This is a genomic window from Paenibacillus sp. LS1, assembly GCF_026013365.1.
Lineage (GTDB): Bacteria > Bacillota > Bacilli > Paenibacillales > Paenibacillaceae > Paenibacillus.
In genome coordinates this window covers 64,977-78,695 of the sequence record NZ_JAPDOE010000004.1, presented here as the reverse complement: position 1 = coordinate 78,695, position 13,719 = coordinate 64,977, and the positions used below count along the sequence as shown (strand labels likewise).

14 protein-coding genes and 1 pseudogene are annotated in these 13,719 nt (G+C 45.4%); 8 read left to right on the top strand and 7 right to left on the bottom strand.

Annotation, left to right across the window (positions count from 1 at the left end; genetic code table 11):
- On the bottom strand, positions 1-1,899 hold the full coding sequence (locus OM416_RS17560; protein WP_264931663.1) for a sensor histidine kinase: 1,899 nt from the start codon (positions 1,897-1,899) through the stop codon (positions 1-3).
- A 152-nt stretch (positions 1,900-2,051) separates the two neighbouring features.
- Positions 2,052-2,333 carry a hypothetical protein gene (locus OM416_RS17555; protein WP_264931662.1) on the bottom strand — a complete coding sequence of 94 codons (282 nt, stop codon included), beginning with the start codon at positions 2,331-2,333 and terminating at the stop codon, positions 2,052-2,054.
- 145 nt (positions 2,334-2,478) lie between these two features.
- On the opposite strand from OM416_RS17555, the gene OM416_RS17550 reads away from it, so the two are divergent.
- From OM416_RS17550 to OM416_RS17535, 4 genes are all read left to right on the top strand, one after another.
- The gene (locus tag OM416_RS17550) at positions 2,479-2,640 is read left to right on the top strand and encodes a hypothetical protein (RefSeq protein ID WP_017690239.1); all 162 of its coding nucleotides are present in this window, start codon (positions 2,479-2,481) and stop codon (positions 2,638-2,640) included.
- Positions 2,641-2,762: 122 nt separating this feature from the next.
- On the top strand, positions 2,763-3,134 hold the full coding sequence (locus OM416_RS17545) for a hypothetical protein (RefSeq protein WP_264931661.1): 372 nt from the start codon (positions 2,763-2,765) through the stop codon (positions 3,132-3,134).
- Between the two features lie 39 nt (positions 3,135-3,173).
- Complete coding sequence (locus OM416_RS17540; RefSeq protein ID WP_264931659.1) at positions 3,174-3,368, top strand: hypothetical protein; 195 nt, start codon at positions 3,174-3,176, stop codon at positions 3,366-3,368.
- 203 nt (positions 3,369-3,571) lie between these two features.
- Positions 3,572-3,994, top strand: coding sequence for a VOC family protein (locus tag OM416_RS17535; protein ID WP_264931658.1), 423 nt, complete (start codon positions 3,572-3,574; stop codon positions 3,992-3,994).
- 201 nt (positions 3,995-4,195) lie between these two features.
- Here OM416_RS17535 and OM416_RS17530 read toward each other — a convergent pair.
- Positions 4,196-5,419 (bottom strand): annotated as a pseudogene (locus tag OM416_RS17530) (MFS transporter); the annotation flags it as partial.
- Between the two features lie 246 nt (positions 5,420-5,665).
- On the opposite strand from OM416_RS17530, the gene OM416_RS17525 reads away from it, so the two are divergent.
- The 3 genes from OM416_RS17525 to OM416_RS17515 all read left to right on the top strand — a co-directional run bounded on the left by OM416_RS17525 (position 5,666) and on the right by OM416_RS17515 (position 8,058).
- Positions 5,666-6,313, top strand: a complete 648-nt coding sequence (locus OM416_RS17525) for a peptidylprolyl isomerase (protein WP_264931656.1) — start codon at positions 5,666-5,668, stop codon at positions 6,311-6,313.
- Positions 6,314-6,798: 485 nt separating this feature from the next.
- Positions 6,799-7,062, top strand: a complete 264-nt coding sequence (locus tag OM416_RS17520; RefSeq protein WP_036612099.1) for a YqkE family protein — start codon at positions 6,799-6,801, stop codon at positions 7,060-7,062.
- A gap of 201 nt (positions 7,063-7,263) precedes the next feature.
- Positions 7,264-8,058, top strand: a complete 795-nt coding sequence (locus OM416_RS17515; protein WP_264931650.1) for an SDR family oxidoreductase — start codon at positions 7,264-7,266, stop codon at positions 8,056-8,058.
- Positions 8,059-8,196: 138 nt separating this feature from the next.
- On the opposite strand, the gene OM416_RS17510 is transcribed toward OM416_RS17515, so the two are convergent.
- Entirely contained in the window at positions 8,197-8,958 is a 762-nt protein-coding gene (locus OM416_RS17510; RefSeq protein WP_264931647.1) for a TIGR02206 family membrane protein, read from the bottom strand.
- A 417-nt stretch (positions 8,959-9,375) separates the two neighbouring features.
- On the opposite strand from OM416_RS17510, the gene OM416_RS17505 reads away from it, so the two are divergent.
- Positions 9,376-10,350, top strand: coding sequence for a ring-cleaving dioxygenase (locus tag OM416_RS17505; RefSeq protein ID WP_264931645.1), 975 nt, complete (start codon positions 9,376-9,378; stop codon positions 10,348-10,350).
- A gap of 83 nt (positions 10,351-10,433) precedes the next feature.
- Here the strand turns inward: OM416_RS17505 and OM416_RS17500 are convergent, their stop codons facing one another.
- The 3 genes from OM416_RS17500 to OM416_RS17490 all read right to left on the bottom strand — a co-directional run bounded on the left by OM416_RS17500 (position 10,434) and on the right by OM416_RS17490 (position 13,675).
- Positions 10,434-11,141 (bottom strand): copper amine oxidase N-terminal domain-containing protein, encoded by a 708-nt coding sequence (locus OM416_RS17500; protein ID WP_264931643.1) that lies wholly within the window; start codon positions 11,139-11,141, stop codon positions 10,434-10,436.
- A gap of 213 nt (positions 11,142-11,354) precedes the next feature.
- Entirely contained in the window at positions 11,355-12,200 is an 846-nt protein-coding gene (locus OM416_RS17495) for a hypothetical protein (RefSeq protein ID WP_264931641.1), read from the bottom strand.
- 197 nt (positions 12,201-12,397) lie between these two features.
- On the bottom strand, positions 12,398-13,675 hold the full coding sequence (locus OM416_RS17490; RefSeq protein ID WP_264931637.1) for a methyl-accepting chemotaxis protein: 1,278 nt from the start codon (positions 13,673-13,675) through the stop codon (positions 12,398-12,400).
- Between the last annotated feature and the right edge of the window lie 44 nt (positions 13,676-13,719).

The following is a 13,719-nucleotide window of genomic DNA, read 5'->3' as shown; positions in this document are numbered from 1 at the left end:
TCATTCGACGAACTCGGTAAAAGATACAACCGCTTCTGTTCCTACCCCTTTGGTGCTTGTAAAGCTAATCTGTCCTTGCATCGCTTCAACAATGCGGAAAGTCACCATCATGCCCAGACCTGTGCCTTTGATTTTATTGGAGAAATAAGGCTCGCCCAACCGGGAGAGTGCTTCCTCATCCATCCCTTCTCCGTTATCCCTGACATGCACCTTAATCATTCCATCCTGCTTATACGCCCAGATATCAATCTGGCCCTGTCCCTGCAGAGCTTCAATACTGTTCTTGATAATATTGATAAAGGCCTGTTTGAATTTCGAAGAATTGCCCCGAATATATAGATCTGGCGGAATATCGGTTGTGATTTTGCCACCTTCCAGATTAGCCATGGGTACAAGGATGCCTTCGATATGATTGAACTCATCTGAGATATTCAGCGAGATAATATGGTCAAACTCAGGTTTGGCAAAGGTAAGAAAGTCCGTAATGATGCCGGAAGCCCGATCAAGTTCCTCCAATGCAATTCGCACATACCCTTTATTTTTGTTGTCTTCCTGTTCTGTCATGAGTTGCAGGAACCCTCTTGTCACCTGAAGCGGATTACGTACTTCATGGGCAACAGAAGCAGCCAGTTCGCTAATAATCTCCATCTTTTCGGATCGCTGTAACTCATTGTTGAACAACTCCAGTTCCTTGGAGTACTCCAGCACTTTGGTGTGTTTTTCAGCAAAACGACTTCCGAGAATGGCAATCAATGAGATCACAAATGCGACCATCGACCATTTCCACCATAACAGATGATACGAACCACTCCGTTGATAGTACCACAACAATTCAGCCACACTGATCAAGGCAAATGTACCGAATCCTGTCGCAAGCAGTATCGCTTCCCGGTTTCGTTGTAGCGCTTTGGCGATGGTCCCCACCAACAGGATTGTCAGTAGGATGACCAGCACCATACCAACCACACGCTGTACGAGCAGATTATAGAGGAACTCCCATTGCCCGCCTGAAGTAACATAGATAAATAGAGAGAACACAGCGACAACTGAATATATGAATAGTATTTTTCTTAATTTGGTGAAGATCCCATGCAGTCCTGGCCCGATAATCTGTTCAAAGAAATAACAGAGCGCCGGCATGCCCAGCAGCATCGCCAGATCAAATACTACCGAATACAGGTCACCATACACCTGATAGAATGTATACAAAAATTGCGAGTATGTGATGATCATCGTGCCGATGGAGCCCATCACGATGCATAGCGAGATCCATAATCCCTTATGGAATTTGCCCAGGAAGAACGTGCAACTCAGCATCGTAATCGCTGTGAAGACAAAAGTCGCGCCCAAGATTACATCAATAAGCCCGTTATGAATATATTTCTCCTGTAACATGGCATAAGGTCCAGCCTGAACGGTACCTTGTATGCCCAGACGGCCTTTCTCATTTTGCGACCATACATAGAGCGTGTCACCTGAATTCTCATTGGATAAGGGCAGCAACACCGCATTATTATCATAATTGTAATGGTAGTTCTCGTAGACCTTGCGGTCCTCCAGATAGATAACAATATGATTTCCTTTAATGTTCTCAAATCGAATGGCTGAACTTTCCTCGCTCAATTCTGGGATGGTCAGGCGAGTCCACAAGGAACTCGATCGATCTGTATTGCTATATTCTAGCTTATCGACACCCTGCTTTTCCCATATCTCGTCTGCTCCCTTAACTTCACTGATGAACCCCTGATCGTCAACGTTCCCCCATTTTACTTCCCATCCTGCAATGGATACAGGTTGCTGAACCTCTCCTGTAGTTGCAAAGACTATCCCGTGCGGCATACTTAGAATAATCAATACACTCATCCATAAGATGACGATAGCTTTGGGCACATTTTTCATTCACAGCACCTCAAAGTTCTAATTTTCCCTATCTTAGATTCTCTCATCTATCATTCGCCACCGTTTGTCACGTCACCTTCTTGAGATAAAATGAAATTCACATTTAAGTCGATTTATAGTCTTATTTCCATTTTATTGTTAAGGATATTTGATCAATCACGCAGATCTTCGAACTGGTTCTCTATCATTTCACGTTCCTTCTTTTCAACTTGACTGCGGAATTCAAGCCACTGCTCTGTTTCTTCATCATCATAGATGGTCCAAATATCAGAAAAAAGGAAATCCCGCAGCTGGACAACTTGTCCGGACCAAATACCACCTACCCAAAACAATCCATCCGGACGACGGATAACCGTACGGGAGAACCCGGGTGTGGACGCCTTTTGCCCGATACGGATTCGTGTGATCATATTGCCCAGTGTGAACCAGTCCACTTGAAATCCCTCCCTTACATATTCATGCTTCATCATAACATAGGGAAAACAGGAAAAGCTGTAAAAACGGTGTGTGCGATTCAATCCGTTGCTTCGGGTGTAATGATTCCTCAAAGCAAACACACACCCTAAGGAGATGATTCCAATGAATGAGCCACATCGTACGGTTGAGGTGGAACATAAGGATGTTCAGCATAAATCGGATTCAAGTATGGTCGCTTCCACATTTATTAAATATGCCGCGTATATCATTATCTTTTTTGGTTTCTTATACTTCTTGGTCAAATATGTATTCCCTAAATTCTAAAGCATTCATATCGTAGCAAACACCCGGGGGATAATAACCTGTGCAAGATTACAACGTTAGCGCTTTGGGTAACTACGGGGTAAGAAGCTTTCGAGAAACCGAGATGAAAGGAAGTGCTACTCATGTCTGACAAACCAATCAGTAACGAAGAGAGCGACCGCTATTATGACCGTTATCAGAGGTCCCGCGATATTCCACCAGAGACGGAAGTTCCGGAAGGCGATATGGATACCTTTGACGAAGTTTCCGGCAGACGGATTGTAACGGAAGATTTGGATCCGGCACCCGTAGCCGCAACCGCCGTGGACGAGCCGGAATTGGATTCACGCTTGGCTGAGACACCGCTCGAATCCGTACCGGATGCAGATCTTCTGCAACCCAACAGTCCGGTTGATCCTGCTGCACCCGATCCGGATGCATTACATGGTACCGATCTGCTTAATGGTGCTGGTGCGGATGCCAAACCAGAGAATGATATTCCACCGCGACGCTAACGGCTGTGATGACATCCTGATAGAGGAGGTGCATATACGATGAAGGAAGATCGCCAAAAGCATGTGCATGAACCGGATAATCTTGTGACTGAGAGGGATATTGACCCGGACTTCGGACTGTTCACTGAGGACTCTTTCCCCGAAGCACTTGAGGATGAGGATCAACGTGATGCGGTGGAGCATGCTATTCCTAAAGAAAAGGCTTCGCATAAACCCTCTTCGGATGATCAATAATCGCTTGGACAATGATGATTCCAGACTTAGAGAAACCTCGTAAAAAGGGGTTTCTTTGGCGTTTAATAGCTTGAATCACTCGACCAACGTCATCGGATGCTTTTGTTCACTGATCGTCAGTATAGTAATAATAGTTCCCTTCCGTTATTATAAAAAGATACATATTACAAAAGTTATTACTGGTATTGAAGGAGAATGAGTATATGATCCAGTCTATTGTACATATTGCTTTGGTTGTAAAAGATTATAATGAAGCAATAGAATTTTATACAAAAAAGTTGAACTTCACATTAGTTGAAGATATATATCAACCGGAACAAGATAAACGGTGGGTAGTGGTTTCTCCCCCTGGATCTGTTGGTACAACAATCTTACTTGCCAGAGCATCTAAACCTGAACAAGAGCAATTTGTTGGTAACCAAACTGGTGGTCGGGTATTTCTGTTTCTAAACACCGATGATTTTTGGAGAGATTATAATGAGATGGTCACTAGGGGAATCGAATTTGTTAGAGATCCCCAAGAACAATCCTATGGAACAGTAGCTGTATTTAAAGATTTATACGGAAATTTGTGGGACCTTTTGGAAATGAATGAGGATCACCCCATTTCCAAGCGTGTTAAGTGACCTCCAAGCTTCCAAGATCAGACTGGTTTGACGTGTTATAAACATGTGCGTTAAATCCCTCCTAGCTGAATATGTACCAAAGAGAGATGACGACTGTACGATTACAGCGCCATCTCTCTTTACATTTCTATAGAATTCTTATTCTATTTCTCACTCCCCTTTTAACTTCAAGGATATCCGTTTTTACTGCCTGCTCCAGCTTCACCGCTTAGCGGAAACCTTACTTGCCACGGGCAGTTTGTGATCCAATCCCGACCACTTCGCCACAATCGCAGTGATTAACAGCGCAACTCCGTTAATGATAAAAATCCAGCGAATCGGCAGCCAGCCGCCGAGAACACCACCAATGATCGGCCCCGCCATCGTCCCGATCTGGGCAGCGGACTGATTCAAACTAAAGGCTCTGCCTCTAAAACTAGATGCAGTAGCCTGCACAATCATGGCGTTAATCGCCGGAAATACAGCCGCGAAGAATAAACCATATACAAATCGCAATATGCCAAATCCGATATAACCAGTTGTAAAGAACTGCAGAAGATTGCCTACAGCCCCACCAACTAGTCCAATGATCAGCACTTTACCGTATCCAATCCTTGAACCAATCTTGCCCCAACGTGGCGCCATAATAACTGTCGCTACACCAACCGCCGAGAAAATAATACCCGAGCTGAGTGAGGCACGATCAGGCTGAACGCCCATTTCCATCACATAGACCGTCAATAGTGGCTCCAGAATCATGACGGAGAACGTACATATGCCCATCATGCCAAGCACCGTCATAAACAAACGATTCGCTCTCGCTTCACGAATGTCATCCATGACATGGGAACGCGCCTTGTTCCGGTTGAAGTTCTCTTCTTTTACCCAGAAGGTTGCGATGATCGCGGAGACTAATACTACAATAGCCGAAAACAAAAATGTATTCCGGTTCCCATAATAGTGGCTCACCACGCCACCGATTAACGGCCCGATAATACCGCCTGTAGCTCCCGCAGTAGACATGATGCCCAGTGCATACCCTGTCTTCTCTTCAGGTGTATTTGTGCCCACAAGGGCAATCGCCGCTGGAACAAACCCTGCAAGCAGGCCCTGGAACAATCGAACAACAATCAGCGAATACGGGTCCTGCACGAAATAATTGATTAAATATAATACGGCAAGGCTGTATCCTGACCGGATGAGCATGGGCTTGCGCCCGTATTTGTCAGCCAGTGATCCCCAGAACGGTGACACGAGCGCACTCGCAAGAAATGTAATGCCAAAAGCCAGTCCCGCCCATAACTCCAGATGATCACGAACCCCCAGATCAGCACTTAGAAACAGGGGTAGAAATGGAATGGAGATCGAATATGCGGTGCTGCAAAAAAATACACCAATCCACAATATCACTAAGTTACGCTTCCACGAGAAGTTCATATACCCGCACGCCCTTTCCGTTACTGACGCCGGGACTGTCGTGTATTAGAGCGAACGGAACAGACCCGTACGTCCCTATGCGGAAGCATTTTCCTTATTTTACACCCATGATTCCACGAAGGCCATCCCTTGTTCACCTTAAACACATGTATTGCATTGCCATCCTGTCCACAAAAACGGTATGATAGTTGGGTAAATATCCAAATATGATTTGGAGATAATATATCATGCAGAGATGCAAGGAGGAACGTTTTCATGTCTTTACGGTGGAAAAAAAACACTGTGGTTTCGCTGGTTCTAGCGATGCTGCTTATTGTCATTAGTGGTTGTGGACGCCCTTCGAGTGGCGCTGCGGAAACACCAGCTCCAGTGGAACCAACGGGTCCCAATCCGGTAGCTACCATTGAGATGGCAGATGGACAGAAGATCGTCATTGAGCTATATCCTGAAATTGCACCCAATACGGTGAACAATTTTATTTCACTGGCGAACCAGGGTTTCTATGACGGCCTGATCTTTCACCGGGTCATTCCCGGCTTCATGATTCAGGGTGGTGATCCGGATGGCAACGGTTCAGGAGGCCCTGGATACACCATTAAGGGTGAATTTACATCCAATGGTCACAAAAATCACCTGAATCATACGCGTGGGGTTATCTCCATGGCGCGTACAAATGATTTAGATTCTGCTGGCTCCCAATTCTTCATTATGCTAGCTGACGCAGATTACCTAGATAACGCATATGCCACCTTTGGCAAGGTCACAGAAGGTATGGAAGTTGTTGATGGTATTGCAGCTCAGGAAATAGGTGAAGCTGACAAACCAGTTACCGATCAAGTCATGAAAAAAGTTACGGTAGATACCCATGGTTTGGAATATCCAGAACCAGTAAAAATGCCTTAACCAGCAGCTCTGCCAAACAGATAATAAATGATAGTCATGATTCGTTAATGACTTACTAAACAAACAAAAGCTCTGTCCTATGCGAGTGTCGCAAGGCAGAGCTTTATTTATTGAATTTAATGATAACGGTTACATAACTGACTTTATAAAAAAGGACCTCTTCCGGCATCATCCTCAATACATCCATCCCATCAAACGTAACCAGCCGATAATCGCAATCCATAACGGGCAGCTAAAGGCAACGCCCCATGCAAGCCCTTTCAGTAAACCACGGTTTACTTCCACGAACAACGACTCCTTTCTCCAGGGAATAGTCGCAGTATCGGTAATAGTATATGATTTTATACCCGTTTTCATTCGTCACGCATGCCCCGTTTTCCTGCTTTTGTTCCGCAGATTCATGGAATGAATTCCGGGAACCTGATATACTATGACTACTGTATGATAAATGGAACCTGATTCATGTTTGGAAAGGAGATTTTCCTATGGCAAAATCCAAAAAACGCACTCCTGCTCCCAAAGCAGCAGTAGCACAGGATAAACCCACAACACTTAAAGATCTGCTTAGCAGTGATGTGCTGGAGAAGCTGAAAGCTCAGGCAGATGAGGCAAAGGCTGCCGAGGCGGCACTTAAAGAGCAGGAACGTCAGCAAGCAGAAGAAGCTCGCCAAGCGGAGCAAAAGCGCCGGGATAACGACTTCGAATATTTGCTCAATAACAGCGCAATGGACTGGAAGAAACATAAGTAAGTATCGGGGGCATGACCTGAGGTAATTTCTTGCCAAAATAATATTACAGCAGACAGATCATGAAGATGATCTGCTCCCAGAACAGGGCCGCGTTGCGGTCCTGTTCTTTTGATATAGACACATATGATTCACCAGACTTGAGCCGGGTATGTAGAAGTAGAGCGTACAACGATAATCTATAACCATACGGAGGGATCAGAGATGACTGAACAACGTTTGGAAGGTAAAGTTGCGATTGTAACTGGAGGTGGATCAGGTATTGGTCAGGCTACCGCTATTCGTTTCGCCGAGCATGGAGCCAAAGTATACATGCTGGATCGTACACCCGAAAATGCGGAGGAAACGAAGCAGACGATTGAAAAGGCTGGCGGAGAAGCGTATGTGATCGAATGTGATATCTCCAAACCGGACAATGTGCAGAAGGCGATTAATCAGGCTGCAGCAGAAGCGGGTAAACTGGATATCATATTTGCAAATGCTGGCATCAACGGAACGATGGCCCCGATTGAAACGATGGAAATGGAGGACTGGGACCAGACGATGGAGATCAATATGCGCGGAACCTTCGCAACCGTCAAATATGCCATCCCCCATCTGAAAGAACATGGCGGCAGCATCATTATCACCAGTTCCATCAACGGTAACCGGGTCTTCTCAGGTATCGGGTTCTCTGCATACGCTTCCAGCAAAGCGGGACAAACCGCGTTTACCAAGATGGCTGCACTGGAACTGGCTCGTTATAAAATCCGTGTTAACGCCGTCTGCCCAGGAGCCATCGATACCAACATTGATGATAACACCTACCCGTCGGATGATCTGAAAGAAGTACAGATCCCTGTTGAATTCCCTGAGGGTCATGAACATCCGCTCAAGGGTGAACCTGGAACGTCGAAGCAAGTGGCTAACCTCGTTCTATTCCTCGCTTCCGATGAAGCCTCTCATGTTACAGGTACACGAATCTACGTGGATGGTGCGGAATCTCTGCTCCGTGGATAAACTTATAATATAAGTTGGCCCCAGTTCAGGGACAACGCCCAAACATCCCGCAAGCGATCTGAATTGGTCAGCTTACTGCGGGATATTTTATTTATAAAAAGTTCATATTCCGGCGCAGCGCAACTACAAGGATTATCACTACACCGCGGAGCTTTTACCTTTTTTCACACGATGGTTGAACCTGTCTGGAATGGCAAAGAGCAAAATGTACATCAGCGAGAACAAGACTAGTGCAAGTATCTCTTCCCCAAGGATGTACATGGGATACGGACCTAACATATCCAGCACCGAGGGTGTACTCGGCTTATATCTCAAGAACATGTAATTCGCATCAAGCAAGACATCCACAACGTATACAATTAGTGCAGCCACATTCACAAATATCATCGAACCTGCTACAGATCTCCAACTAGGTCGTAGTTGTTCCACCCAGGTCATGTAGAGTAAAGCCAGAATGATACAGGCATGAGCGACGAAAAATTGAATGAATCGAAAATGTGCATAACCATAGCCCAGATTAGGCGTCAGAATCGCCATAAGGGCTCCTGCGATGCCTGCAAATAACAGTGCTGAATGTAACAGTCGACTGCGTGTCAGTAGCAACAACGCCGATAATAGTAGAGACAGGCTACAAAGTTCAAGTGGCAGTGACGTCTGCAGGCTCCATATCCCTCCATACACATACCAGAGTTGCAGCACGATTTCACAAGCGAACATGATGCAGGCTAGAACAATCCGGAGTGTGCGACGTGCCCTCTCTGACCATGATCGAAGATGGTGTCGAAGCAAAAACATCAGGAGAATCAATGCTGTAATTAAGCTAATGGAAACGATATGTGAAGTGGAGAACAGAATAAACGGCTCTGCATCATAAGGGTCCAGCCATGGTGGATACGCCATGCATCTCTTCTCTCCTTTGCGATCATCTCACCAACATTATCTCTCTTTAATGTTAACTTTTTCATTTTGCCATTGAATGAAAGAGCTGTCCAGTTGGAATTCTAAATAAGCATTGTAATTTAAATATCTTTATGTTAAGATAATTTCAGAACCAAAACAAACTAAAAGTTAGTAACTTTCTCAATAGACAAAAAAATTAAAAATACAAAATATGTTCAACTACACTTTTACACGATAACGGAGAGGACAGAAAAAACCTGAAGAAGCGAAGCGGTCGCCTTTATCCCCGGATTTCCCCTTTCAAAAAGGAATCAAAAAATCTGGGGATAACAGCGATCGGAAGGTTGTTCTGTCATCGAAGTGCCAGTGTAAATAATCCTTTGTTGAACGTATAACCTAAATTTAGGAGGAATTATTATGCAAATCAAAGGACTTCACCACGTATCAGCTTTAACAGCACATGCCGATCAGAACTATCGTTTCTACACCAATATCATGGGTCTACGCCTCATCAAAAAAACAGTCAACCAGGACGATGTGTCCGTCTACCATCTCTTCTATGGCGATGAGAAAGGCAATCCGGGTACCGAGCTTACCTTCTTCGAAATTCCGATGGCAGGACAGACGCGTGAAGGCGTGAATAGCATTTCAGCAACGTCACTGCGTGTGCCAAATGATGCGGCACTTACTTACTGGCAGCAGCGTTTTGACGAATTCGAAGTCCCTCATGGAGAGATTGTTGAACGCGGTGGTCGTGCCACGCTCTCATTCGCAGACTTTGAAGGACAACGTCTGATTCTGGTCTCGGATGAACACAATACAGGTGTCGCTGGTGGTAAACCATGGGATCAGAGCCCTGTGCCTCCTGAGTTTGGCATTGTAGGCCTTGGCCCCATCCATCTTACGGTAAAAGATGCCTCCCTCACTGCTCCGGTTCTTACCGAACTGCTTGGTTTCAGAGCCAAAGGAAGTTACCCTGCCTTTACTCCAGGTCAACCTGATGTACTGGTCTTTGAGTCAGGCGAAGGTGGCAGCGGCTCCGAAGTGCATGTTGAAGAGCGTAATGACCTTGCCCAAGAACGTCCTGGCCGTGGTAGCGTGCACCATGTTGCGTTCCGTGTGGATAATGAAGAAGAACTGAAACAATGGGTGGAACGCGTTCATAACTTCCAATTCCCGAATTCCGGTTTTGTAGACCGCTTCTACTTCCGCTCCCTGTATTTCCGTGAAGCGAACGGTATTCTGTTCGAGCTGGCAACCGATGGTCCCGGCTTCGATACAGACGAAGAATTGGCACATCTGGGAGAATCGCTCGCTTTGCCACCATTCCTTGAAGGTCGCCGTGCCGAGATTGAAGCCAATCTCAAACCACTCGACACCGTCATCCGTTAAACATAAAAACGATTATCACAATGTGTGTGGTGGACTTGATCCAGCAACATCACCGTTGATAATCGTTTTTTATTACGTTTATTTTATTTGACCAAATACGATGAAGTCAACGGAACGAACAAGGACGAGCCTGGATCTTCTGTGACAATTTCAACAAAGATAGCATCAGTACCCGATACATCCACGTCCAGGCTTACCAAACCGCTTCCTGGCGATAGACTCAGCTTTTTAAGAACCGTATTGTCCTGGTTGATTACCTGTATCTCCTGATTCCCTGTAAGAGCAGCCAGTTCCAGATGGAGGGAAGAATACGTTTTGCCCGTCATGATCTGGAAGTCATCCCCTTGCTTCACGGAATCCGTATGCAGATATACATCTTTGTAATCTTTGCCTTTGTAAGTAGTCTCCGCAGGATCTTTGGTATGCCATGCGGATGTCCCCAGTACGGATGTTCCGAGTGAACTGAGCGTCAGTTTATCGCTTTCAGATGGCGCGGAACCATTATTCTCACCAATCAACACCGAAGAGGTTGCACTGTCATAAGTGATCTCTGTCCCGAGCAATGAACCCACGGCACGCACAGGCAAATAAGTCGTTCCATTGTACGTGATCGGCAACACCGTTTTACCATTTGCATCTTTGGCTGTCACTGTGGCACCATTCATTTTCAGCGTAATTTTGCTGTTCAGATAAGCTTTAATTTGTTCCAGTCCTGTTGCTGCGAGTGCACCTGTTCCGATCCCAAGCGTTAATGTGCCTACCATTAAACCCAGTACAACCTTCTTCTTCATCAAAATCCCTCCTGAACGTTAAATGAGTTATCCTTTATACATTTAAACGACTAAAGTGATCATGTCAATTGTTTCCTGCATTTTTAGTACACATTTCCTATGTCTGGGCAGCACAAAACGAGGCTGTATGTCACGATTTTTTTCAGCCTCGCCCTTTTCCCCACTGTCCGTAAAGACAGAAAGGGAGATATTCTGTTAACTGTTGACTAAATATCAATCAAAGGATTCATAATATTCTTCTTCATATATTTCCATGCTGTACTTCAGATCTGCGGCCTTCCATTCGCCATCTTGATACGCATAAGCAAATGTCAGATCACCAGCGTATAGACCCAAACCATAAGATCCTGCTGCTGATACGACAAGCTTACCATCCTCCACACTGTAATACGTCACTCCACCGAATCCCAACTCTTCGTTATATTCGCCACCAATTGTGTCTTCCTCGATCCGTGAAGGCTCTGCTTGTACGCCATCAACGGTGACATCAACATCTACATGGTCTGATCTAACCGTAACTTTCGACTGTACATGCTGCTTCACGATCTCTTCGAGAGATTGCATCTTCATCTCTTCCAGCGTCACTGGATTAATAATACGTGCTTGTCCCAAATAAATACCTGTTCCATGTCCTCCCGTGTACAAAACAACAATCTCTTTCTGGCCGTCTCCGTTCAGATCCAGCTCGTGTACTTCGGGTTTGTAAGACCCGCCTTCTCCTTGCCAATCACTGAATTCTCGCGTCTTGCCGTCCACTTCCAAAGTCATTCCGTTATATATATATCCTGAACCCTCAACTTTCATAGGGTATAATCTAATGTTCTCATTTTCCGATGCAACTGAAACGTACTGCTCTTTAACAGGAATCGATTCTTGCATTGTATTCGCTGCGTCATGCATTTTATCTATATTGGAAGCCTCTACCACTTCGGTCTGGCTGGATTGATCATCTATGTTAAGCTGTTTTTGCGATTCATTCATGGTTCTGGCAGCTGAAGTTGTACTAATCGTAGCTACCGCCAAAATAATCATCAGCAGGATACCTGTCCAAGTTTTCAATATACTGGGCTCCTTCTTCTGTTGTGATAATCCTATTATATCTTCATTTATCGCCTGCAAGTTGCGAATTTGTTAATCTTTCAAAAAAATTCTTTACAAATTTCTGTTTTCACGAAAGAACGTTCGGCTTTAACCAGAATAAGCAAATTCCCAAGTCAAAATTGTTTCTCAAAAAGCAAAAAAATTCCGAACACAGCTCAAGGCTGCATCCGGAATGCTTTGGTTTTGTCCATTAATCGATCCGTTAACTGTCTCAGTTCTTCAGCCGAGGAGGAAATCTCCTCCATGATGGCTGTCTCTTCGTGTGCGGCATCCATGATTCGTCTTGCCTCATCCGAGAACGATCCGGCTTTCCCCTGGATCTTCTTCACATGACCGTGGGTTTGCTCAACGCGGCCAGTCTGTTCTGCAATCTTGGAACCGATATCATGTGCACCCTTCATAAATACTTCCACCGTGCCTGTCAGTTCATGCAACGTTTGATCCACAGAGATGGTCCGTTCAGATTCATTAATCACCAGACCATGCTGCTCATGAGACAGTTGCGCTGTCTCCCTGATCCGCTGCTGTACACGACTAATCAGCTCATTAATACGATGTACCGATTCCTTGCTCTCGTCTGCCAGCTTACGGATCTGCTGCGCCACGACTGCAAAACCAGAACCTTCTTCGCCAGCTCGTGCAGCCTCAATGGAAGCATTTAGGGCAAGTAACCCTGTTTCCTCAGCAATATTTTTGACAGACTGGGTAATTACCTCGATATCGGAAGCTTCCTTCTCCAGCAACAGCATAATGTCGCGTGAACGATTGTGCGACTCGGCCAGCTCGTCCATTCCTTTCATCAGCGATGAGAAGGTCTGCTTCGTGTGATCCACGGATCGTTCCATCTGACCGGACATCTCTGTCATACCCATCGACTGGCTATGCATACGCTGGAAATCATTCAACATCTCATCCGCAGTAATCAAAGACTGATGGGAAGTAACTTTCTGCTCTTCTACTCCCACCGCTATATGATCCACCGCTTCGGACATCATCTCGATCTGCTCCGCAGCTTGGGTAATCGCTTCACTAAGCGACTGCGCGTTCTGTGAGGTGGTCCGTGTACTGTCCGCGATATCGTTTACAATACTTCTCAGATTAGAAACCATTACACGAAAAGCATCATATAATACTGTAAGTTCATCCTGTGTACGACGCTGCGGAATCTCCGTTGTCAGATCTCCGGATGAAACTTGTTGTGCCGCACGAGACAGATGAACAATCGGACGAGTCAGCCAGCGAGAGGCGACCCACCCCAGAATCCCGTTCCAACACACCCCCATAACAAGGATGATGGAGATATACAACCAGCTTGGCATGTTAAATGAGAGCCAGTCCTGGAGGAAAAATATAAAAAAGCCGCTAGTTCCGTACGTAATAATTGAGATCAGTACCAAACCCGCGACTGTCTTTGCGCCTAAAGTCCATTTCATATTTACACCCCGTAGTCCTTTTTTCCTATTTTACCAATCATGTA